A 22941-nucleotide genomic window follows, 5' to 3' on the forward strand; every position below is an offset into this window, starting at 1 on the left:
AAGACCGGAGTAATAATGCCAAAACGTACTGACATAAAAAGCATTCTTATCTTAGGCGCAGGCCCGATCGTTATCGGTCAAGCTTGCGAATTTGACTACTCGGGTGCTCAAGCCTGTAAAGCGCTTAAAGAGGAGGGTTACCGGGTAATCCTTGTTAACTCTAACCCTGCTACGATTATGACCGACCCAGAAATGGCCGATGCCACCTACATCGAGCCTATTCACTGGGAAGTAGTAGAGAAAATCATCGCCAAAGAGAAGCCCGATGCGGTGCTGCCAACAATGGGCGGACAAACCGCATTGAACTGTGCACTTGAGCTGGATAAGCACGGCGTGCTTGCCAAATATGACGTTGAGCTTATCGGTGCCACGGCGGATGCCATTGATAAAGCGGAAAACCGCGAACGTTTTGACGCCGCGATGAAAAATATTGGCCTTGAGTGTCCGCGTGCGGAAATTGCGCGCTCTATGGATGAAGCCCACGATGTGCTTTCGCGCATTGGCTTTCCATGTATTATTCGTCCGTCATTTACCATGGGCGGCACCGGCGGCGGTGTGGCTTACAACATGGAAGAGTTCGACGAAATCTGTACGCGAGGTCTTGACCTATCGCCGACCAATGAGCTGTTGATTGACGAAAGCTTACTGGGCTGGAAAGAGTACGAAATGGAAGTCGTGCGGGACAAAAATGATAACTGCATCATTGTCTGCTCAATTGAAAACTTCGACCCTATGGGCGTACACACCGGTGACTCAATCACTGTAGCGCCGGCACAAACACTGACCGACAAAGAATACCAAATCATGCGTAACGCCTCGATGGCGGTACTGCGTGAAATCGGCGTAGAAACCGGTGGCTCTAACGTACAATTCGGCGTTAATCCAGATAACGGCCGCGTGGTCATTATTGAAATGAACCCTCGAGTGTCACGCTCATCGGCATTGGCTTCAAAAGCGACTGGTTTCCCGATTGCAAAAATCGCTGCCAAACTGGCTGTGGGTTATACCCTGGACGAGCTGCAAAATGATATCACCGGTGGCAAAACTCCGGCGTCATTCGAGCCGTCTATTGACTACGTTGTTACGAAAATTCCACGCTTTAACTTTGAAAAGTTTGCCGGCTCTAATGACCGCCTAACCACACAGATGAAGTCAGTGGGTGAGGTAATGGCTATTGGTCGTAATCAGCAAGAGTCACTGCACAAGGCACTGCGTGGATTAGAAGTAGGTGCGACCGGCTTTAACCCGGTATTGCCTATTGGTGAAAAAGGCGCGATTGAGAAAATCACTCGCGAGCTACGTGAGCCGGGCGCTGAGCGTATCTGGTACATCGCCGATGCGATGCGCCATGGTATGAGCGTGGAAGATGTATTTAATTTAACCAAGATTGACCGCTGGTATCTGGTGCAAATTGAAGACATCATCAAAGACGAAGAAAAAGTCAAAGAAGGCGGCCTAGCTGGTCTTACTGGCGACTTCTTACGCGCTTTAAAACGTAAAGGTTTTGCCGATGCGCGTATTGCTGAACTTGCCGGTGTGTCGGAAAAAGAAATCCGTAAAAAGCGTCAGCAGCTGGATATTCTGCCCGTATACAAGCGCGTGGATACCTGTGCAGCTGAGTTTAGCTCAGACACTGCCTACATGTACTCAAGCTATGATGAAGAGTGTGAAGCGGCGCCTTCAGACAAAGACAAAATCATGGTTATCGGTGGTGGTCCAAACCGTATTGGTCAAGGTATCGAATTCGACTACTGCTGTGTGCACGCAGCACTGGCGATGCGTGAAGACGGTTATGAGACCATCATGGTGAACTGTAACCCTGAGACAGTGTCAACAGACTACGATACCTCAGATCGCCTATACTTCGAGCCAATCACCCTTGAAGATGTTCTGGAAATTGCGCGTGTTGAAAAGCCAAAAGGCGTTATCGTGCAATACGGTGGACAAACGCCATTGAAACTGGCGCGTGCTTTAGAAGCGAACGGTGTGCCAATCATTGGTACTTCACCGGATGCCATTGACCGTGCAGAAGACCGTGAGCGTTTCCAGCAAATGGTTGAGCGTTTGAACCTGCTGCAACCTGAAAATGCCACCGTCACGTCGCAAGAAGAGGCGATTGCCAAATCAAAAGAAATTGGCTTCCCGCTGGTGGTTCGTCCCTCTTATGTACTGGGTGGCCGAGCGATGGAAATCGTTTATGATGAAGACGACCTACGCCGCTACATGAATGAAGCGGTATCGGTGTCTAATGAAGCCCCAGTGCTTTTGGACCACTTCCTTGATGATGCCATTGAGGTTGACGTAGACGCGGTGTGTGATGGTGAAACCGTTATTATCGGCGGTATTATGGAGCACATCGAGCAAGCAGGGGTACACTCTGGTGACTCGGCATGTTCTCTACCTGCCCATACACTGAGCCAAGACATTCAAGATGTTATGCGTGAGCAAGTGCGCAACATGGCGCTTGAGCTGGGCGTAATTGGTCTTATGAATACTCAGTTCGCAGTTAAAGACGGTGAAGTTTACCTGATTGAAGTGAACCCTCGTGCCGCGCGTACAATTCCGTTCGTATCAAAGGCGACGGGCGTGCCACTAGCTAAGGTAGCGGCGCGTTGTATGGCTGGTCAAAGCCTAGCGAGCCAAGGCATCAGCAAAGAGACCATTCCACCTTATTACAGTGTCAAAGAGGTGGTGTTACCCTTTGCTAAATTCCAAGGTGTTGACCCAATTCGTGGCCCAGAGATGCGTTCTACCGGTGAAGTGATGGGCGTTGGTGATACTTTCGCCGAAGCCTTTGCAAAAGCGCAGCTTGGAGCAGGTAATGCTTTACCACGCGGTGGTCGCGCGTTACTATCAGTACGTAATGGTGACAAAGCGCGAGCTATTGAGCTTGCTAAAACCATGACTGAACTAGGCTTTGAACTAGACGCAACCTCAGGGACAGCGCAAGCGCTTGAAGATGCGGGCATCGCAGTTCGCCGTGTAAACAAGGTATTTGAGGGCCGTCCTCATATCCTTGACCGCATTAAAAACGGCGAGTATAGCTACATCGTAAACACCACCGAAGGTCGCCAAGCGATTGAGGATTCCAAAGTGTTACGTCGTGGCGCCTTGATGCACAAGACAAACTACACCACCACCTTGAATGCTGCGTTTGCCAACTGTACGGCTAACTCAGCAGACGATCGTGGCCACGTAGCGTCAGTTCAAGAGTTACACCAACGAGTAAACTAAGCGCTTGGCCGCAGTGTTGCTGCGGCCTACCGTAAGTGGGAAAACTATGCAAAAAATTCCAATGACCGCACGCGGTGCAGAGCTATTGCGTGAAGAGTTAAACGAATTAAAGACAGTAACGCGTCCAAAGATCATCGCTGATATCGCCGAAGCGCGTGAACACGGAGATTTGAAAGAAAACGCCGAGTATCACGCTGCCCGTGAGCAACAAGGGTTCTGTGAAGGTCGTATTCAAGAAATTGAAGCGAAACTGTCGAATGCGCAAATTATCGACGTCACTAAAATGCCGAACAACGGCAAAGTGATTTTCGGCACCACGGTCACCATATTAAATGTGGATACCGACGAAGAAGTACGTTATCGCATTGTTGGTGACGACGAAGCGGATATTAAAAATAACCTGATTTCGGTTAATTCACCCATTGCTCGCGGTCTTGTCGGCAAACAACTCGACGACAGCGTGAACATTGAAACACCTAATGGTGCGGTGGAATACGAAATTATCGAAGTTGAATACCTCTAAACGAGCGTATTCATTCTAAAAAGCCCGCGCCTTGACGCGGGCTTTTTTATGGCAGTGATGCACTTGCGCCGGGAAACCGTGTACTGCGCATCATAGCCTGCGCAAATGACTCAACAAGGAAGCTCCCATGCGTTATCCTGCACCGTTAAAACCCGGTGATACTATCGCCGTTCCCGCGATCTCCTCGGGGGTCGATGCGCCTTTTTGGCCACGTTTGGATTATGTACTGGAGGGCCTTAAACAACGCGGCTTTCAAGTACGAGAGGGCGACTCGCTACGAAAACAAGGGTTAGTGAGTGCCTCTCCTGAAGCGCGCGCCAATGAGCTGATGACACTGCTATTGGATGAGACGGTGGCTGCAATTATGCCGCCTTGGGGTGGGGATTTCGCTTTAGATTTATTGCCCCACTTGGATTTTGATGCCTTAGCCAATGCCGCACCTAAGTGGTTAACAGGGTTTTCCGATATCAGCACCATTAGCGCCGTATTAAGCTATCGCTGCCAGTGGGCAACCATGCACTGCGCTAATTTAATGCAATTAGGCATCAATGACCGCAGTGCTCAGGTTGAGCAAGTATTTACGGCGCTGAACTTGAGCTTGGGCCAGCAATTGCAACAACGCAGTAGCCAATGTTATCAGGCGACACACCCCAACTACCGCACGCATCCCAACGCCGTATTTAAGGGAGATATTCCAACTCACACGCGCATGTTATCAGGGTCGCACTCAGCGCAGTTTGCTGGGCGTTTAATCGGTGGCTGCGCCGATACATTGTTTCCTTTGTTATGTAGCTCGCTGTTAGACCTAAAGCAGTGGCGAGCACATAACAATCAAGGTGTGATTTTGTATTTGGAAAATGCCGAGCTGAGCCCGGCACAATTTGCTCGGGGCTTATTGGCGGTGCGCGCCACTGGAGGCTTAGAGAATCTCTGTGGCATTATTCTCGGGCGTTCATTGTGCCTAGGGCAGGGAGATTTTAGCTACTATGATGCCCTCGATTACGCCCTCCAAGGGGTGGCGTGTCCGGTTGTTATCGATGCTGATATTGGTCATGTTGCGCCCAACTGGGTCATGGTTAATGGTGCCGATACTGAATGTGAATTTAAACAGGGTGAACTTAGCCTAGTGCAGCACTATCGCTAACAGCGCGATATACAAAGGCTGATATATAATTTTTAAGGAGCTAATAAATGCAAAAGGACAAAGCGATGGCGCAGTGGTGTTTAGAGGAGCAACGCCGTCAACAACAACACTTAGCCACGTTTAATAATTTGCGCCCTACATGGAAAAGCTGGGTGGCGCGTTTGCTTAGCAATTTGCTGGTTGTGATGCTATTACAAGCCATGTATCCAGAGGTGCTGAGCGAACCAGTACTTTATGTGCTGGTGATTTTGATATTCGCTCAGGGCTTTGACATGCACAATCAACACAAGCGCATTAATAAACGTATCGATGCGCTGTATTCATTGTTGTCGCACAAGGACTAAGCTTTATATCGGTAATTTCATTTTGCACTAATACAATGGAAATAGGCTGGCTAGTCAGCTTGGTACAAGAAGCGCACCTTTATACATAACTCGTTTTTGCTCCAAAACGAGTTAACGTGAATGCTCTGATGGTGGCTTTGGGCGAAGTACGGACACTCATTCCCTAGCTAATCTAGGGAGGGCTTTTCTAATTCCTGCCAAGATGTTGCTCCAACCAATACGCTTTTTCCAAAGCTTTCCGTCGACTAAAACTTTATAACAATCGATCCGATCAGTTTTATACAGTTCAAGTTTATGAGTAATGGGTTCACCACTATCGTAATCGGTGATTTCGATTATTCTTCTTAGTTCAGGAATGTTTTGTGGCTCTACAAAGCTTTCTTGTTCTATAGCAAATTTTCGATTAGTGTATGATTTACGATAATTTTTTGAAGCTTTATTAGTTTGTCTATACATAGGTAATCTCCTACCTTACAAGGTAGCATACCTTACAAGGTCTCACTAATAAGCTGTTATAGCGCTTGATGAGCAAATAGATCTACCCTCATTAATGATGATAAAGTGCACGGTTTCGTAACTAGGTGATTGTAATGAAAGAAAAAATGAAATCTCGTGAGTGGCTTTACATAATTTTTATAATTATTCTCCTCCAATTTATTGTACAAGCTGCAGCTTGGTTGTACGGTGGCAATAGTGGTGCTCTTGGTTACATCTCATTTGCAGGTACTGTTGTCTCAATTATTCTTGCAGTTTTGGCTATTGTTTATTCATATATTCAATCTTTGTCACAACAAAATTCAGCTACACAAATCAGTAGTCAAGTTGAAAAACTCATGTCAGTTACAGAGAGAATGGACTTAAGTAAAAACGATTTAAGTCTTACTCTAGACCACCTAAAAAAAGTCAGTGAAAAAATAGATATTACTATTGATCACCAACATCAAATAAAAGAGCAGGTTGAGTCTTTGACTTCTGAGTTCAATGAAATCGACTTTGAAAATCTACTGGGTAGTGACCGAATGGTCAGAAAGTATGCCGCGGCCCAAAAGAATAGTGATGACTATTATGACAAACCATTTTCTGGTGGGTATGTAGGCTTATCGTATACTTGTATATTTCTTTATTACGCAGAAAAACATAAATTTGAAATCGGTAATGTTGTCAGTGATTTTATTATGCAGGTGTTTAGTGAGTTTATTGATTTCGAAGCAGATTCGGATAGAAAATCATTTTTTGAGTTTCAGGAAGGCAACTTTGTTGCTACTTATCAGCTATTAGCATCAATGGATTTTATATATTTGCTTGGTAGTGGAGACGATGCCTTATTTGCTCTAAACGATAAGTTTAAGTCTGCTTGTGAAGAGTTTATTGAATTTGCTTTGAGTGAAGATGATGAAGATGATGAAGACTCAACTCAGTTGCTAAAACGCATCATCGAATGTTGCCAAGATTTTTAGGGTAAACGCGCTATAACAAAGCATTTAAGAGTGATTCCCAACGCATAGCATTTTTTATTCCATCGTTGGGTTTTGTGTTTACGGTGGCATGGTTAAGTTTCGTGGTAGCGTTGCTCACACCTTAATGCGGCGTTACCGAATAAATACTCTAACGTGTTTCTGTCCAATAATGATTTAGAGTAGCTGTTTGCTTCTCGCTCTTAACAGCCTTGAAGCAAAAATCTGTATTGTTACTGGCCCGCAGCGATTAGCTTATAACCCCTCAAATAAATGGCTAGCTCAAAAAAAAAGCCCCGCGATGCGGGGCTTTATGGTTGGGTTAGTAACAATGCTTAATTATGTTGTGCAGCCGGTTTATCACCTACTTCGGTGCCTGGATCAGGGCGAGAGAACCATTTGCGCATCAGACGCTTGGCATCTTCCAGCGCCACATATTGGCAAGGAATGAGTACCAAGGTGATCACCGTTGCAAAGAGCACCCCGAAAGCCAAGGAAACCGCCATAGGGATCACAATTTGTGCCTGCAAGCTGGTTTCAGTGATAATCGGGATAAGGCCGATAAAGGTGGTGATTGAGGTAAGCAAAATAGCGCGAAAGCGCTTGCAACCTGCTTCGACCACCGCATCTTTTATAGCGATACCCTGGGCACGCGCTTTATTGACAAAGTCCACCATGACCAGTGAATCGTTAACCACCACACCGGCCACGGCGATGATGCCAAAGAATGACAGGCTACTCATGGTCATGCCCATAAATACATGGCCATAAACCGCGCCGACCACGCCAAAGGGGATCACCGACATGATCAACAAGGGCTGGGTGTAAGAGCGCAAAGGAATTGCCAATAACGCAAAGATAATCATCAGCGATAGCACTAAATCGCGGATTTGCTCGGCAACGCTTTCCATTTCCTCTTGCACGCGCCCAGCAACCTTGCTTTGTACGCCGGGGTAGTTCTTCAATAAAGCTGGCAGATACTCATCACGGATCTCTCGGGCAATGGTGAAAGGTTCAGCTTGATTGGGGTCTACCGCAGCCCACACGTTAACCGTGCGTTTGGCATTTTCGCGACGGATGCGGTTAACACCGTCGACCAGCGTTACCTCGGCTACTTCTGCCAGCGGCACTTCTGCGCCAGCAGGCGTGATAATGCGCACATCATTGATTTCACTGATGGAATTTCGCTGTTCAATGGGGTAGCGGATCATCACTTTTAACTCTTCGCCATCGCGAAGAATGCGCTGCGCCTCTAAACCATAAAAGCTAAAGTTCACCTGCGATGCAACATCGGCTAAGGTCAGCCCTAAGCTGTAGGCAATAGGTTTTAAATCCAGCTGTACTTCTTCGGTGGCACTTTGCATGGAGTCATTGATATCACCCACACCGGCCATGGTGGCAAGTTTGTCTTTGAGTTTGGCGGCCACTTCTTTCAATTGTTCGTTATCTCGACCCTCTAAACGGAAGCTGATATCGCCATCATCACGACCGCCGCCATTCATGATGCTATCGTCGATGGTCATTGATTTCAGTCCCGGCAGTGGCGGCATATTTTCACGCCACAGAGCACTGAGCGCAAAGGTATCCATAGGACGCAAATGCGGCTCTACCAATACCATCATCAAGCGAGCGTTAGTGCGCCCTTGCATGTTGACAGAAATATCGCGGATCATTGGCTGGCCGTATTGCTGTTCAATTTGTTTTTCAACATCGAGCACCACTTGCTCAACTTTGCGAGCCGTTGCCAAGGTTGCACTCTCTGAACTGGCGAGATTCATTTCGATATTAATGCCAGGGAAATCATGAGGGATTTTTGGGTTGGCGATAAACTTAATGAGTCCACCGGCGAATAGCCCCGCACTGACAATTAAAATACCCAAAAAGCCCACAATGACGGTGTAACGGTAGTGAATACACCAGGTAACCGCAGGGCGGTATAGTGATTCAATCACGTACTTTAAGCCCGCATCAAAGCGACTGCGCAAACGATGCAACGGGTTGCGTGGGTTAACCGGGCGGTTTTTCATCGCCGCCAAGTGCGCTGGAAGGATCAGTTTTGATTCCACCAAGGAGAACAGTAAGCAGAGGATAATAACGCCGCCTATGGCTTTACTGAATGCTGCGCCAGGGCCGGAGGCGAGTGTTTGTGGTAAAAAAGCGGCGACGGTGGTGAGCACACCAAAGGTGGCGGGCACGGCGACGCGTTTTACGCCGCGTACGACGTTATCTAAACTTTGGCCATGCTTTTCTATCTCCGCATGGGCCGACTCACCCACCACAATGGCATCGTCTACAACGATCCCCAGAACCAAAATAAAAGCGAACAGTGAGGCAAGGTTAATGGTGATGTCTAGCCCCACGGGCATCATCAGGAAAGCGCCGAGAAAGGACACCGGTAACCCCATCATCACCCAAAAGGCCAAACGAATGCGTAGGAACATCGCCAGCATCAGCATGACTAACACACCGCCCCAAATCATATTCTCGATCATCATATCGAGACGCCCTTCGAGGTAGTAGGTTAAATCGACCATAGGCGTTAATTTAACACCTGCGGGTAATTCGGTTTCTTTGCGCTTGAGGTAGTCATCCATTACCGCAGCAACGCGGGTGATGTCTTGATCTTTGGAGGCTGCCACCTCGAACATCAGCGAGTTTTTACCATTGTATTTCGAATATTGTAGGCCTTCTTCAAAGCCGTCTTGAATGGTGGCCACATCCCCCAAAAAGACTTGTGCGCCATCTTCAAGGGTAATTAATGGCAGCTTCTCAAATTCATTACCGCGATAGGCTTGTTTTTCCACGCGCATGGATATGTAGCCGTTATCGGAGCGGATTTGTCCGGCAGACATATTGGCCGAGAAGTTACGCACCGCCGTGGCGATATCGCGGAAGGTAAGGCCATATTCGCGCAGCTTATCGGGGCTGACTTCAATACTTATCTCGTAATCCAAGCCGGAGTTAAATTCGACTAAGTTCACTAGCGGCAGACTGAGCATTTCATCATGCAGCTTATTCCCGAGCTCCTTAAGCTGATAATTACTCATATCGCCGTAGAGAGCCAAAATCATGACTTCCTGAGTAAACTTTTGCCGGCGAATATTAGGGCGCTCCATCTCCGCAGGGAAGCTGGAAATTGCATCGACCTGCATTTTTACTTCATCGAGCACTTCTTGCGGGTCGTAAGACTCTTCGACCTCAATCCAGCTTTGTGAGTAGCCACGATTAGAGTAGGTGATCAAACGTTTGATCCCCTCCAATCCCTGTAAAGACTCCTCAACCTTGATGGTGATCCCTTCTTCAACCTCTTGAGGGGCCGCACCGGGATAAACCGCCTGAATACTTAACCAGTTATTCTCAAACTGTGGGAACATTTGTTTGCGAATAGATAGGGCGCTAAGGATACCGCCAACAATGATGAATACCATCAATAAGTTGGCTGCCACCGGATTACGCGCAAACCAAGCGATTAAGCCTTTTTCTCTTTGCTGCGTCATCACTTAGTCCTCTTTCAGTGCCAATTGCGTGTGTGGCTTCTGGGTTGGCTCATCATTTAAGCGCAGCGCCATGCCCTCAGTAGGGTATTCAAGCGCTGAGGTAATGAGTTGCTCTCCGGTAGTCAAACCGGTGTCAACATAAGCCATACCGTCTTGTTCGCGAATAACATTAAGGGCACTGAATTCCAAAGTATTGTCGTTATTCAACAGTGCGACGCGATTTTCTTTGATTAAGTGGCTGGGGATTATTGCCGCATTTCGCAGTTGTTTGCCGGTAATAGTCGCATTGGTGTAGGCACCAAAACGCAGCGGTACGCTGTGTTGGTAAGGGGTGTTTACATAGGCGACCAGATAGGTCATGCGTGAACGTTTATCAACCACGCCTTCATTACGCACTATGGTGCCTTGCCAAGTCACCGCTTTGCCGGCGATATCGCTTTGTAAACTGACTTTCGCGCCGACGCCGCCGTCGACAAGATACTGCATATCGTGATTGGCAACCGGTAAACGCACTTTGGCAATGTCGGTGGCATCGACTTGACCCAGTTTACTACCTGGGCTGACAACACTACCTAAACTAATATTTTTTGCTGTTACTAAGGCATCAAAGGGAGCACGAATCGAGGTGCGCTCTAAATTGCGTTTGGCGCGTTTCACTTGCGCTTGTGCAGCTCTAAAGTTGGCGAGCTTTTCTGCCAGTTGCGGTTTGCGTAAATACAGCTCTGAGGGGATCACCTCATTGGCATTGTCTTTAATACGCTGCCATTCAGCTTTAGCCACATGTGCCTGTGCCTGTTCAATTTCTAGTGCTGATTGAGCTTGAGCTAGACCTGCCTGCGCCTCAATGAGCGCCGCTTCATAATCATTCGGGTCAATACGCAGCAATTCATCGCCTTTGGCAACAAAGCCACCTTTTACAAATTGCTCAGAAACAGAGACTACCTGACCGCTTACTTGCGCCACAAGCTCCGTTTGCTCTTGCGCCATAACCTCGCCATACGAATGCACTTTTAATGTTACGTCCGTTAATTCCACTGGCGTTACCTCAACCAGAGGGGCGATATCCTGTTGTGCTTTTTGTGGTGGCGGCGACTTCATGGCGCTGAGGGCGACAAACACCCCGATGGCGCCTGCCAATACCCCTAGCGGCAAAAATATTTGTTTTTTACTAGCCACAGTGTTGCTCCCGTATATTTCGATGACAGCTTAATACTATCGTGAATGATGTTTACAGGTATGTGGAAGATGTAACAAACCATGAATTGTGTGTCAGCAGCGCGCAAATAATAGGCGGCAACTTCAATGCAACGCTGTTTATTCCAGCGTTGACATCCGTTTATAGTCAACGACGACTGCGTTATGGGCATGCAGACTTTCTTGGTGTTCAACCTTGAACCAATAACCGAGTAGCCTGGGTTTGTACTGCAACGCCTGTTTTATACGCCGGGCGGCGTCTTCACAAAACAGCAGGTTTTCGGCATTGAGCTTGGCAAAGGCTTGCTCGTCCTCTCTTTTCACTGCGGTTTGCACGGCGGTGGCAATGACGGCCTCGAACTCGGTGATAAGATCACTGATATAGCCCAAGGTATGACCTTGCATCTGCATGTGAATGTAGGCGAATGAACGCTGACTGTGCGGCGTGGCGATAGAGCCTTGTTCGCTACTTAGCCAGTTGAGCAATGTGTTCTTGTCGATGGCATCGTCTGTAAACTCGCAGGCAATAGCGTCGCTCAGAGCTTGGCGCGATAATGCAGCGGAGCAAGGGCAGGTGCTGGAATAAGGAATAGACAAGCCGAGCTCAATAGTAAACTGGCCTTGGTGATATTCACAATGTAGCGTCACCGGGTAGCCTTGGTAGCCGCTCTTATCGCTGATTAAGGCTTTTTTCTCGAGTATAAGGTCAAAACTCAGCTGCAGCTTGGCACTGTGGCTTAGCCCTTGCTGCGAACTGATAAGCTCGCGAAGCAGATGCTCTAAGCGATGGGGCGTCATCGCTTTGTTGCTCAAATGCTGGTTCAGTATTTGATAAAGCCGTGACATATGAATCCCTTTTGCCTGCTTACTATCTAGGCTGACAAAAACATCTGCTTGTGCATGAGTTTGCTGTATCTGCGAGCTGGAAATTGGAACGTGTATGGGTAGGGCAATGTGCTCCATCCCGACCCATTTCAGCGTTAAAGCGGTATCTGCTGGTTGCACTGCAGTAATATCAGGTAAATGGCCCATTTTTTCCTCATTTGGTTAGTCGGTGTGGGGGTTATTAAATACAGCTATACAGGGCTAAAAAATGCCATCGAGAGTCAGTAATAGCCTCGGTTGCTGATCATGTTGTGGGGGAGAGCGATGCACCAATGCGCTATGCTCACCGTCAGGCCAAAGTTGTCCTTTGAGCAGTGCCACATCACCTGCTTGTAATTGATGAATATGCTCAGCATGGCGATACAGCCCTGATTTTTCGTCACTGAGCCCTTGATTGCCGCTGCCAAGCTTGCTGTAGTCTGCATCGGCGTGGGCTAGCCACTGCGACCCCGGGCCTTGGTAAGTGGTTACTAAGCGCACGGGCACGCGGTCAATGTGAAACCGAGGGCACATGGCTTGGCTGATCACTTTGAGCCGTAAACCAACGTGTTCACAGTCAAGCAAACAGCTGAACATATCCACTAATGTAGAGATATCGCTGAACAAGGCCTGATAATCTTGGTGGTTATCAAAGTTACTTTGCAAGGTGTGAAGTACTGACTTTGCGCTCACCGTCGAAGTCAATGCGAGATTTGGCTGCGCCTGAATAAGGGTTTGGATTTGCCCGCGTATCGTTGAGTCGAGTGCGCGTTTCCAAATGACGATGTTATGAGCTGGCTGGTAAATTGAAGGTAATACATCAACATTGCTTGACACTCTCGCTGTTTTTGGCTGATGCACGGGGGGCGCATCAGGGGCATGGGACTGTGTTACTTGCATAGCATCTCTCGTTATTTATAGTTTGTTATAACATATCATTTATATTGTACTCTGCATAGACAGAGTCATGGCTCGAAGCGGGCTATGGTATACTGCGAATTTATATCATGAAGAGGTGAGCGATAGATGGATTGCCGTTTAGGGTGTGGCGCTTGCTGCATCGCACCGAGTATTTCCAGCGCCATTCCGGGTATGCCGAACGGCAAGAAAGCGGGAGAGCGTTGTGTTCAACTGGATACTAACAACTTATGTAAGTTGTTTAACCAACCTTCGCGGCCCGCTGTATGCAGTCAGTTTAGTGCCACCACGGATGTGTGTGGTCGCACTGATGCCCAAGCAATGTGGCGCATCACCCAATTGGAGGCGCTCACGTAAAGCGCCTCTGTTTGAGCTTTACTGAGCTTGAGGAGGGAAGTTGCTGAGAATATCTGCCACTGATTCACGTACCACTTCGGTGCGCTCAATCGGGGTTTGATTCTTTTTCAGGCGTCCCTCTTTAGCTGCCCGCCACACTAACTGGTTTGAAGACTTATCAACGACATCAATGACTAACGTACCTACCTCATACTCACGCGTGGTGGTTTGCACGTTGTAACCAATGCCCCAATAGTCCCAGCGAGCGCCGTAACCTGTAGAAAACGTATCGACATCGACCTTGGTATCAACGGATGCATGGTAATTAATTAACACATCTGCTTGTTGCGGGGATACCAGTTCCATGCCCTTGGCGCGAAGCTCATCATTGACCGCTTGTTGCACGCGGCGTTCCATTAGCTCACTAATTTGATAATTATTAGTGCCTTTGGTGAGGCTGGCATTGGGGATCCATGCGAAGGTTTTATATTGCGAGAAATCGACCGATTTGTCGTAGTCAAAATCCGGGTGCGAAGCACAGGCGCCCAGTAATAGTACCAAACCGGCTAGCAGAAGGTTTTTCATTGAATGCTCCTTAGTTGGGCAAAGTGTAAGTCCTACGAATAACATAACACAGGTTCTTAGAAAGCGAGAACTGCGTAGTCTGTTAGTTTTTTACCGCAGCCGTTAGTTCCCCGTAAAGAGAAAATTCGAATTTATTTAAAGCTAATTATATTTTTCTGTGGTAGTCTTTAACTTGCCTTGAGTTAAGGCGTGTAATGTGACGGTTTTGTGCGGCCAATGCTGTAAGAGTGACTATTTAGCTAGTGTGCCCTTAGTACTGTACCTGACCCATCGGCGGCGACACTGGCTCAGGGAGGATAGTGCCTAATTTTAGGCGATTGATACAAATTGACTTACAGGAAAACTAAGTATGTCAGCAGAAGCACAAGGTAAAGTAAAGTTTTTCAACGAAGCAAAAGGCTTTGGCTTTATCGAACAAGAAAATGGTCCAGACGTGTTTGTTCACTTCAGTGCCATTAACGGTAACGGTTTTCGTACTCTTAACGAAGGCCAGCAGGTAACTTTCGGCATCAAACAAGGCCAAAAGGGACCAGAAGCGGAAAATGTAACACCCGTTTAATGCTTATTTGCTCACGCCTGTGAGCGAGTAATTGGTGAAGTCGACTCGGCTTCACTTTTCCCCCTCAAATTACACCTTCTTTGTCATATTAATTTAAAATAAGCCTTCCCAGCGTATAGTGCCTTTTTATTTTTGATATATTATCAATCTTCAATTATTATTTAATCTCCATGTTCAACAATTAAAAGAGACCATAGTGAGAGAGATCAGAGCCTTTGCCAAAACGGCATCGATGAATGAGTTAGAGAAAGCAATTAATATTCTGAATACTGCGCTCGAAAGTCAGCAACAGCAGGAAAAAGCGAAACAGGAAGTTCTCGAACTGATGAAGGAAAAAGGGCTCAGTGTGGATGATATTGTTGACTCGAAACAGGACAAGCGAACTAAGGTTGAACCTAAGTATCGTCGCGAGTTTGAAGGAAAAGTAGTTGAATGGTCAGGCCGTGGTAAGCGTCCCAAAGCATTCCAAGATGTTGACCTAACTAAATACCTCGCAAAATAATAACCTCCAAGGCCCGGTTTCGGGCCTTTTACTCACTTGGGTGTTAGTTGTGTTTACACTCCGAGATTACCAACAAAAAGCCGTTGATAGCACCTTAGCCCACTTTCGCCGCTCAGATAGTGCAGCCGTGATCGTACTTCCCACTGGGAGTGGCAAAAGTGTGGTTATTGCTGAACTTACGCGCCTTGCGCGATTCCCTATTTTGGTGCTGACTCATGTTAAAGAATTAGTACAGCAAAATGCCGAAAAATATAAAGCATTGGGATTAACACCGGGGATCTTTTCTGCAGGTCTTAATGAGAAAGAGTTAAACCAGCAAGTCACCTTTGCCAGTATTCAATCTCTCGCTAAAAGTAGAGATAAGCTAAAAAGGCAATACTCACTTATTATAGTCGATGAGTGTCACCGTATTAGTGACGATGAAAACAGTCAGTATTCACAGCTTATTCAGCATTTAAAAAAAGCAAATAGCAGATTGAAAGTGCTAGGTCTAACCGCGACCCCATATCGCTTAACATCAGGATGGATATATCACCGCCACTATCATGGCTTTGTGCGTGGCTCGGCAGGTGCGCCATTTAGCGAGTGTATATATGAATTACCGCTGCGTTATTTAATCAATAAAGGCTATTTAACCCCGCCGAATTGCGTTGACGCTGCAGTGCAAAACTATGACTTTAACTCATTGGCATCCGGCCCCTCAGGTATACCCAGTGAAGGCGATATGAATACACTATTGCAATCGAGTACCCGGGCAACAAAAAGTATTGTCAGTGATATTCAAGCGCAAGCAAATGCTAGACAAGGGGTGATGATATTTGCTGCTACAGTCAAACATGCTTATGAAATAGCTGACTATTTGAGTAGTGAGTCAGTAGCGGTTATAACTGGTCAGACACCGGCGGCTGAGCGTGATGAAATTATCCTTAGGTTTAAACGCAAAGAGCTAAAATACCTTGTTAATGTATCGGTATTAACCACGGGCTTCGATGCTCCACATGTGGATTTCATCGCCATTTTAAGGCCCACCGAGTCGGTTGGCTTATATCAGCAAATTGTGGGTCGAGGTCTGCGTTTGTGCGAAGGGAAAAAAGACTGCCTAGTGATCGATTATGCTGCCAATGGCTTCGATTTATTTTATCCAGAAGTGGGAGCGAAGCGCCCAGACCCATTAAGTGAACCCGTTCAAGTCGTATGCCCTGGGTGCGGGTTTGCCAATATTTTTTGGGGAAAAACGGATGCCAGTGGTCAAGTTATCGAGCATCATGGTCGGCGCTGCCAGGGGCTGCTTGATGATGGTGAGCAAACGCAGCAGTGTGACTATCGCTTTAAATTTAAAGAATGCCCGCAGTGCGGCAGCGAAAATGACATTGCTGCGCGCGAGTGCAGCGCCTGCCAGCATCAGCTGGTTGACCCAGATGATAAACTGCGAAAAGCACTTAATTTAAAAGAAGCCATGGTACTGCGCTGTAGTGGCTTAAGTTGTCAAATTACTCAGCCAGGCAAACTCAAAGTTACCTACTTTGATGAAGATGGGGCCAGTGTCGATGAGAGCTATGACTTTAATAATGCCAAGGTAGTGGCTCGATTTAATCGCTTTTACGCTAAGCGGCACACCGTTAGCGGAGTCACAACTTGGCACCATGCTCAGCAGGTGGTTGACCATCAGCACTGCCTGCAAGCACCTGATTTTGTGGTGGCGCGAAAGTCGAAACGATATGGGTGGCAGGTGAGTGACAAACTCTTTGACTATGAGGGCGCTTTTCGCAAGGCAAACGCCCTGTATTAGGGCGTGTGAAATGCTCCTGTACGGAATGCTTTAAGCCATTAGCCCCCAGCCGTCACCATAACCATTGTGCTTATCAGCTAGACTTTCCAAATAGGCTTCGGTATCCATGATAACATCATGTTGCGGCACCATTTTGATACTTACTTTGACTTCAAATACGCCAGTGTCCGGGCAAGTTCCCAATTGTGAATCGGCGCTTAGTTCGGAACTTTTCAGTGCTTCTTGGTAACTAATAGCATGTTCTTGCTTTTCAAATAGAATAAAGAAGTCCAATGTATGAAAGCCTGTCAAGTCCACACCTTCATCGTGTATTTGCTGTAACATGTGTCCGGTGTCGTCGTCGGGAAATTGCATACCATGTCTCGTTTTTTTAAGAATCGATAAATTGTCTATTATCTTGTAAGAAATAAAAAGCCTTGAAGGCAAATTTTATTTATTCAGTGGGTGCGCGAAGTCAGTGGCATTTGTTAAACTGATGGACCCACTTTGGGACGTATGAGTGATCTGACCATTCATTGTTGCAGTATTCTTAGATCATGGAGTTCTAGTCGTTTGATTTTCTGCCGCTTTTTCATTCTTCTATCTATTTTAATATGGCCTGCTGTCACTGCACATGCTGCTGTGCAACAAGCAACAACCATTACTGGCTACAGCATTAACGGGTTATCAGGAGAGTTAGAAGAAAATGTTGCGCTTTATTTAGTGCAATTAAAAGGCGAGGTCCCCTCCAGGCAATTACAGCGCTATGCAAGTGCACAAGTTAAAGCGAGTATGCGCGCACTGGGGTATTACCATAGCGAAGTAGAACTCAGCTTAGAGCGCAGCGAAGGCAAAGCGCAAGTAATTGCGAACATCACACCCGGCAAAGCGACGCGCATCGCTAGATTGGATTATCAATTTAGTGGTCCCGGAGAAGACGATCAGCAGCTTAAGGCGGTGCTTGATAGCTTACCTCTGCAGCAAGGGCAGGTTGTGCACCATGGCCAATATGATAGTGCTAAATCAGCCATAGATAGGCAGTTGTTAGAGCTTGGCTACTTTGACGCTAAGTGGCAACAATCTAAGTTGGCGATTAATCGCTCTCAACACAGTGCAGAGGTAGTGCTGCATGTGCAAACGGGCCCACGCTATGATTATGGGCCGATTAACATCAGCTCTGATACACCAGCAAGTAACTATATTTATTCTCTGGCGCATTTTAAAACCGGGCAGCCCTACCGTGCTACTAAGGTGTCAGAATTCAATCTTGCGTTATCGCAAACGCCTTACTTTAGCAGCGTCCGCGTTTATGCTGATATTCCCGCTCGGACTAATGGCGAGGTGCCGATTCGTGTGGAAGTCTTGCATAAACCACAAGATAGCTTTGAAGTGGGGGGCGGCTACTCAACGGACTTAGGCCCCAAAGCCAGATTCAAATGGTCTCGTCCTTGGATCACCGAAGACGGCCACTATCTTGAGAGTAACCTGAACATTTCCAAACGTCAGCAAGACATCAGTTTTGCCTACACCGTGCCGGTGGACGACCCTAATGACGATATCTGGCGCTTTAGCCTCGGCTACAAGCTCGAAGATAATGTCGATACGGATATCTTCTCGAAAACACTGACTGGCTTAGTGCAAAGACAGTGGAAAGTGGGAGAAGATTGGATACGCACCGCATTTTTGCGTCGAGAGTATGAAGAGTTTCGCATTGGCGAGCAGCATCAGCGCACTAAGATGTTGCTACCCGGAGTGAGCTTTGCCCGCAAGCAAAGTAAAGGAGGCACCACGCCGTTTTGGGGTGAGCAATGGTTAATCAGCACCGAAGTCGGCACTGAGCACTTGGCTTCGACCACCGATATTGTCAGAGTACAGCTACAGTATGCGTGGTTAAACACTTATTGGCAGCGCCATATGTTTTTTACCCGAGTCAATCTGGGTGCTATTTACGTGGATGATATTAATGACGTGCCGGTTTCTATGCGCTTCTTTGCCGGCGGCGATCAGAGTATTCGCGGCTATAAATATGAGTCTATCTCGCCTGAGCGTAATGGCTATAATATTGGTGGTAAATACCTAGCCACCGGCACCTTGGAGTATAATTATCAGTTTGCTGAGAATTGGCGGGCGGCGCTATTCGTTGATGCCGGAACCGCCACCAATGACTTCTCTGAATCATGGTCGGTTGGCACCGGCTTCGGGGTGCGTTATTTAACCCCAGTGGGCCCCATTCGTATTGATCACGCATGGGCATTATCCACACCTAATAACACCACTCGTTTGAGCATTACTGTGGGGCCGGAATTATGAGCAAAGGATATAAGCATATTCTCCGATGGTTTGGCGGCCTTGTGGGCATTATTTTAGTCACCTTGTTTTGTTTGTTATTTACAGAGGTGGGTAACAAGGGCATTGCTTATGTGGCCAATCACAGCGTTGATGGGTTGCGCATTTCGCTCAAAGAGGGGCGGTTTTTATATGATGACCCATTTGATATCTCTTTTACCAGCGAACAGATAAGCATCGACGCTGAGGCTGTGCGTATTGACTGGCAGTTATTGGGTTGTGCTGGGCTGTGCTTTCGCCAAGTTGGGGCTGAGTCGCTGACGGTGCAAGTGGCTGATCAGCAAAACGATAAGGCGGCAGCGACTGATGTACAGCCGCCGGCCAGCGAGCCAATATCATTGCCGACTATCACCATCAAAAGTCTATTTTTAGGACAAGCCAATATCCGTGCTGCGGGCCTTAGCGTGTCAGCACGGGATTTTAAATCAGCGCTTGAGGCGCATCAACGAGACGTTAAGGTGCAGCCGTTGCGTCTGCGCTCGCTTGAACTTACTTTACCTGAGAGTGAGCAGCAGCCTTCCTCAGCACCACTTGAGGCGCTGCCACCGTTACCGCCTATCGCTTTTGATTTGGGCATCAATGCGCAGCTTAAAAAAGCACAGGTTGATGACATTATTATCACTCAAGGGCAGCAAAGCCACCGTATCAGTGATTTAAAAGTGGCTGTGGCACTGCAACAACAACAGTTGTCCGTTTCACAACTATCCGCCGCTTACCAATTGCCTGCTGATATCGCGACAAACGAAGGGGATACACTTGAGGCCCAAGCTCAGGGTCAATTCTCTTTTGCTGATGGCAACCCTTTAACAATGTCGCTGCAATTAGCTGCCTTGGGCGAGCGCAGCGAGCTTTCATTCACGGGCAGTTTAGATGAACTTAATGTTCAGGCGCGTAATCAAGGCAAATATACCTTCGAATTAGACGCACAGGCACAATTGCGACAGCAAAATTGGCCTTTTGAATTAGCGTTTGCGCACACACCTTGGCAGCTTGAGGTGCAAGGCCAGCCGTTACAGATAGAACGCACCAACATTAATGCATCGGGTACTTTAGATAACTACCGCGTCGATGTCGATGCATTGACACAGCTAGCAGCATACCCACAAGTGAGCACTTCTTTACAGGCTCAAGGAAGCCTTACCGGCATCAACGCTGCGCCGTTACAATTGCGAGCGAATGATAGCCACGTTGAGGTAACAACATCGGTAGCCTGGCGCGATGGTATTAGCGCCAATTTTTCTGCGCAGCTAACTAATTTACACAGTGAGTACTTATTAGACACCGTGCGCAGCGACCTATCGGGCCAGCTGCAAGGCCGAGTGAGTGTTGAATCACCCCAGCAGTGGTGGGTGGAGCTTAAACCGTCGTCATTATCAGGCACGATAAACGAGCAACCGCTCACATTTAATGCCGAACTGAATATTGATAGCGATCTCAGTGGCGATATTCATGCCTTTAGTGTGCGCCAAGGCGAGAATACATTGGTTATCAATGGCCGCATTGATGAGCAGTGGCAACTAGCCGGCGAATTAAACTTGTCATCATCATCGCCACTTTATCAAGGTTATTCAGGGCAGGGACACGCTCAGTTTAGTATCGAAGGGCAACGTTTATCTCCTAAGCTGCAATTGCAATTGCAATTAGCGACTCTGCAAGGTGAGGGATTGCGAGTGAGCGACGCAACATTAGATATTACAGGGCAATATCAACAAGCCGACTTAGAATATGACCTGGATGCAGAAGTAGCTAACGTTAGCCTTGATGGCCAAGTTATCAAGGGCATTCAAGTACAGTCTCAGGGCTCCCAACATCACCAACAAAACCATATTCGTGCTGGATTAGCTCAAGGGCAAGCGCAGTTGGCGTTTCAGTCTGAACTGCAACAGCGGCAATTGAGCTTGGCAATTACCGAGTTGGAATTGCGCGGCGACGAGTTTCAGGTCGCACTGGAGCAAAGTACCCAGTTGGACATTGATCTGGCCCAGCAGAGCGTGCGCACTAAGCCCTTTTGTTTGCAGGGCAATGCCATGCACTTGTGCATAGAGCCCAGTGATATCAGCGCCAAGCAGGGACACGTCAATGCTAAGCTTGACTACTTTCAGTTACAGTCTCTTACCACTTTGCTGGGACCCAACCTGGGTATAGAGGGGCAAGCGCAAGGACATGCGCAGTTGGCATGGCAAGACAACCAAGCAATGCAGATTGATGCTGAGTTCCACACCCAGCAATTACAAGGGTTGTATCGAAACCAAGGGCAGTTGCAGCGATTGCCTGTGGAAACCTTAATGATAAAGCTAAGCAGTGATGCAAAAAATGCCAATGCTAAGCTAAGCATAGACTCCTCAGTGGTTGGCAGTATTGACGCTGATTTAGCCGTAGAGGATATCACTCAAGCGCAACAACTCTCTGGAGAGGTGCACCTAACAGATACCGACATTAGCAAATTCGCTCACTTTGTGCCTGATGTGAGAAAGTTAGCGGGCAGGTTAAGTGCTAACCTCACTCTCAGCGGTACGCTAGCGCAGCCCTACCTCAATGGTGAGCTCAAGGCGCATGAATTGGCAATTGAAGGGGACGCACTGCCAGTAGCACTTGCTAACTCTCGTCTCGAAGCTGAACTCGAAGGTGAGAGTATGACCTTGGAGGGGGAATTGCTCACGCCCGATGGTGGCAAGCTTGCTATTGACGGCTCAGGTGTGTGGCTCAGTGATAATCCGGAACTTACCATTTCACTCTCGGGCGAGCGCTTTATGGTGGTACCGCAGCAAGGGGTCAATGTCGCTATTTCTCCGGATTTAAACATAGATATTAGCGCCCAAAGTGTGCAAGTTGATGGTCGTGTTGATGTTCCTTACGGACGTATCAAAATCAAAGAGTTACCTAAAGGAGCGGTACAGGTCAGTGATGATGAAATCATTGTGGACGCACCACAAAAGCAGCAAAGTGCGCCTTTCGCTTATCAAGTGCAGTTAGATGTGGGTGTACATGACGATGTGTATATAGACTCGTTTGGCCTGAAGTCCTACATCATGGGCGATTTGAAGCTAACCGCGAGTAATGAAAGTCCGCCATTGGCAAGTGGCGAGTTAAAACTGGTGGATGGTAAATACCGTGCATTTGGCCAAGATTTAGTGATCCGTACCGGGCAAATTGGGTTCAGTGGTGCGCTTGATAAACCTTACTTAAATGTGCGCGCGATCCGTAATCCAGACACCACCGCCAACGGGGTGATAGCGGGTATCGAGTTAATCGGAAATGTTGAACAGCCGAAATTAAACGTGTTCTCGGAGCCTGCCATGGATCGTTCACAAGCGCTTTCTTACGTGCTTAACGGTCAGCCTCTTGGTGATGGTGATACGAACACCGATGCCATGCTAACGCAGATTCTTCTAGCCCAAGGTCTCAATCGCAGTGAGGGGTTTGTATCGCGAGTAGGGGAAACATTTGGCCTCAGCGATATAACCTTAAATTCAAAAGGCAGTGGTGATGATACTAAGGTTGAAATTGCTGGCTATATCGCGCCGGGGATCCAAGTAAAATACAGTGTTGGTGTCTTCGAGTCTATCAGTGAAGTGGCTGTGCGCTATCAAATACTGCAAAAACTATATATAGAGGTAACCAGCGGGCTTTATGATACCTTAGATATATTGTATCGGTTTGATGTGGACTAACG

The 22941-nt window shown here is 47.5% G+C and carries 18 protein-coding genes; 11 read left to right on the forward strand and 7 right to left on the reverse strand.

Features of this window, described 5'->3' with window-relative positions; genetic code table 11:
- Positions 1–15 precede the first annotated feature (15 nt).
- The 4 genes from carB to MHM89_RS00220 all read left to right on the forward strand — a co-directional run bounded on the left by carB (position 16) and on the right by MHM89_RS00220 (position 5245).
- Positions 16–3234 (forward strand): carbamoyl-phosphate synthase large subunit, encoded by a 3219-nt coding sequence (gene carB / locus MHM89_RS00205; protein ID WP_045980325.1) that lies wholly within the window; start codon positions 16–18, stop codon positions 3232–3234.
- A 46-nt stretch (positions 3235–3280) separates the two neighbouring features.
- Positions 3281–3757 carry a transcription elongation factor GreA gene (greA, locus tag MHM89_RS00210; RefSeq protein WP_022946185.1) on the forward strand — a complete coding sequence of 159 codons (477 nt, stop codon included), beginning with the start codon at positions 3281–3283 and terminating at the stop codon, positions 3755–3757.
- Positions 3758–3884: 127 nt separating this feature from the next.
- Positions 3885–4901 carry a S66 peptidase family protein gene (locus tag MHM89_RS00215; RefSeq protein WP_239407796.1) on the forward strand — a complete coding sequence of 339 codons (1017 nt, stop codon included), beginning with the start codon at positions 3885–3887 and terminating at the stop codon, positions 4899–4901.
- 47 nt (positions 4902–4948) lie between these two features.
- Positions 4949–5245, forward strand: coding sequence for a hypothetical protein (locus MHM89_RS00220; protein WP_239407797.1), 297 nt, complete (start codon positions 4949–4951; stop codon positions 5243–5245).
- A 156-nt stretch (positions 5246–5401) separates the two neighbouring features.
- Here the strand turns inward: MHM89_RS00220 and MHM89_RS00225 are convergent, their stop codons facing one another.
- Positions 5402–5701: a hypothetical protein gene (locus tag MHM89_RS00225; protein ID WP_045980054.1), complete on the reverse strand. Its 300-nt coding sequence runs from the start codon at positions 5699–5701 to the stop codon at positions 5402–5404.
- 134 nt (positions 5702–5835) lie between these two features.
- On the opposite strand from MHM89_RS00225, the gene MHM89_RS00230 reads away from it, so the two are divergent.
- Positions 5836–6702, forward strand: a complete 867-nt coding sequence (locus MHM89_RS00230; protein WP_239407798.1) for a hypothetical protein — start codon at positions 5836–5838, stop codon at positions 6700–6702.
- A 332-nt stretch (positions 6703–7034) separates the two neighbouring features.
- On the opposite strand, the gene MHM89_RS00235 is transcribed toward MHM89_RS00230, so the two are convergent.
- The 4 genes from MHM89_RS00235 to MHM89_RS00250 all read right to left on the reverse strand — a co-directional run bounded on the left by MHM89_RS00235 (position 7035) and on the right by MHM89_RS00250 (position 13154).
- Positions 7035–10196, reverse strand: coding sequence for an efflux RND transporter permease subunit (locus MHM89_RS00235; RefSeq protein WP_239407799.1), 3162 nt, complete (start codon positions 10194–10196; stop codon positions 7035–7037).
- 3 nt (positions 10197–10199) lie between these two features.
- Positions 10200–11372, reverse strand: coding sequence for an efflux RND transporter periplasmic adaptor subunit (locus tag MHM89_RS00240; RefSeq protein WP_138509079.1), 1173 nt, complete (start codon positions 11370–11372; stop codon positions 10200–10202).
- Positions 11373–11510: 138 nt separating this feature from the next.
- Positions 11511–12422, reverse strand: coding sequence for a GTP cyclohydrolase FolE2 (gene folE2, locus MHM89_RS00245; RefSeq protein ID WP_239407800.1), 912 nt, complete (start codon positions 12420–12422; stop codon positions 11511–11513).
- A 54-nt stretch (positions 12423–12476) separates the two neighbouring features.
- Complete coding sequence (locus tag MHM89_RS00250) at positions 12477–13154, reverse strand: DUF1826 domain-containing protein (RefSeq protein WP_239407801.1); 678 nt, start codon at positions 13152–13154, stop codon at positions 12477–12479.
- A gap of 126 nt (positions 13155–13280) precedes the next feature.
- Here MHM89_RS00250 and MHM89_RS00255 point away from each other — a divergent pair, with 126 nt between their 5' ends.
- A complete protein-coding gene (locus MHM89_RS00255) occupies positions 13281–13529 on the forward strand; it encodes a YkgJ family cysteine cluster protein (RefSeq protein WP_022946194.1) in 249 nt (82 codons plus the stop codon).
- Between the two features lie 18 nt (positions 13530–13547).
- On the opposite strand, the gene MHM89_RS00260 is transcribed toward MHM89_RS00255, so the two are convergent.
- The gene (locus MHM89_RS00260) at positions 13548–14093 is read right to left on the reverse strand and encodes a DUF4136 domain-containing protein (RefSeq protein WP_235418812.1); all 546 of its coding nucleotides are present in this window, start codon (positions 14091–14093) and stop codon (positions 13548–13550) included.
- 349 nt (positions 14094–14442) lie between these two features.
- Here MHM89_RS00260 and MHM89_RS00265 point away from each other — a divergent pair, with 349 nt between their 5' ends.
- The 3 genes from MHM89_RS00265 to MHM89_RS00275 all read left to right on the forward strand — a co-directional run bounded on the left by MHM89_RS00265 (position 14443) and on the right by MHM89_RS00275 (position 16943).
- Positions 14443–14652 (forward strand): cold-shock protein, encoded by a 210-nt coding sequence (locus MHM89_RS00265; protein WP_022946196.1) that lies wholly within the window; start codon positions 14443–14445, stop codon positions 14650–14652.
- Between the two features lie 196 nt (positions 14653–14848).
- Positions 14849–15154: an H-NS family nucleoid-associated regulatory protein gene (locus MHM89_RS00270; protein ID WP_022946197.1), complete on the forward strand. Its 306-nt coding sequence runs from the start codon at positions 14849–14851 to the stop codon at positions 15152–15154.
- 40 nt (positions 15155–15194) lie between these two features.
- Positions 15195–16943 carry a DEAD/DEAH box helicase gene (locus MHM89_RS00275; RefSeq protein WP_239407802.1) on the forward strand — a complete coding sequence of 583 codons (1749 nt, stop codon included), beginning with the start codon at positions 15195–15197 and terminating at the stop codon, positions 16941–16943.
- Positions 16944–16973: 30 nt separating this feature from the next.
- Here the strand turns inward: MHM89_RS00275 and MHM89_RS00280 are convergent, their stop codons facing one another.
- Positions 16974–17297, reverse strand: coding sequence for a ribonuclease E inhibitor RraB (locus tag MHM89_RS00280; protein ID WP_045980333.1), 324 nt, complete (start codon positions 17295–17297; stop codon positions 16974–16976).
- Positions 17298–17564: 267 nt separating this feature from the next.
- On the opposite strand from MHM89_RS00280, the gene MHM89_RS00285 reads away from it, so the two are divergent.
- Positions 17565–19232, forward strand: coding sequence for an autotransporter assembly complex family protein (locus MHM89_RS00285; RefSeq protein ID WP_239407803.1), 1668 nt, complete (start codon positions 17565–17567; stop codon positions 19230–19232).
- Positions 19229–22939: a translocation/assembly module TamB domain-containing protein gene (locus MHM89_RS00290; RefSeq protein WP_239407804.1), complete on the forward strand. Its 3711-nt coding sequence runs from the start codon at positions 19229–19231 to the stop codon at positions 22937–22939. Before MHM89_RS00285 ends, MHM89_RS00290 begins: the two co-directional genes overlap by 4 nt.
- The last annotated feature ends 2 nt before the right edge of the window (positions 22940–22941 follow it).

The sequence above is a fragment of the Pseudoalteromonas sp. CNC9-20 genome (genome assembly GCF_022347875.1).
GTDB classification, from domain to species: Bacteria; Pseudomonadota; Gammaproteobacteria; order Enterobacterales; family Alteromonadaceae; genus Pseudoalteromonas; species Pseudoalteromonas ruthenica.

Excerpts from the sequence above, each read along its gene's own strand:
- greA (WP_022946185.1), top strand. The coding sequence starts at position 3,281 with ATGCAAAAAATTCCAATGACCGCACGCGGTGCAGAGCTATTGCGTGAA.
- MHM89_RS00230 (WP_239407798.1), top strand. The coding sequence starts at position 5,836 with ATGAAAGAAAAAATGAAATCTCGTGAGTGGCTTTACATAATTTTTATA.
- MHM89_RS00260 (WP_235418812.1), bottom strand. The coding sequence starts at position 14,093 with ATGAAAAACCTTCTGCTAGCCGGTTTGGTACTATTACTGGGCGCCTGT.
- MHM89_RS00290 (WP_239407804.1), top strand. The coding sequence starts at position 19,229 with ATGAGCAAAGGATATAAGCATATTCTCCGATGGTTTGGCGGCCTTGTG.
- MHM89_RS00220 (WP_239407797.1), top strand. The coding sequence starts at position 4,949 with ATGCAAAAGGACAAAGCGATGGCGCAGTGGTGTTTAGAGGAGCAACGC.
- MHM89_RS00250 (WP_239407801.1), bottom strand. The coding sequence starts at position 13,154 with ATGCAAGTAACACAGTCCCATGCCCCTGATGCGCCCCCCGTGCATCAG.
- MHM89_RS00255 (WP_022946194.1), top strand. The coding sequence starts at position 13,281 with ATGGATTGCCGTTTAGGGTGTGGCGCTTGCTGCATCGCACCGAGTATT.
- MHM89_RS00225 (WP_045980054.1), bottom strand. The coding sequence starts at position 5,701 with ATGTATAGACAAACTAATAAAGCTTCAAAAAATTATCGTAAATCATAC.
- carB (WP_045980325.1), top strand. The coding sequence starts at position 16 with ATGCCAAAACGTACTGACATAAAAAGCATTCTTATCTTAGGCGCAGGC.
- MHM89_RS00215 (WP_239407796.1), top strand. The coding sequence starts at position 3,885 with ATGCGTTATCCTGCACCGTTAAAACCCGGTGATACTATCGCCGTTCCC.
- MHM89_RS00280 (WP_045980333.1), bottom strand. The coding sequence starts at position 17,297 with ATGCAATTTCCCGACGACGACACCGGACACATGTTACAGCAAATACAC.
- MHM89_RS00265 (WP_022946196.1), top strand. The coding sequence starts at position 14,443 with ATGTCAGCAGAAGCACAAGGTAAAGTAAAGTTTTTCAACGAAGCAAAA.
- folE2 (WP_239407800.1), bottom strand. The coding sequence starts at position 12,422 with ATGGGCCATTTACCTGATATTACTGCAGTGCAACCAGCAGATACCGCT.
- MHM89_RS00235 (WP_239407799.1), bottom strand. The coding sequence starts at position 10,196 with ATGACGCAGCAAAGAGAAAAAGGCTTAATCGCTTGGTTTGCGCGTAAT.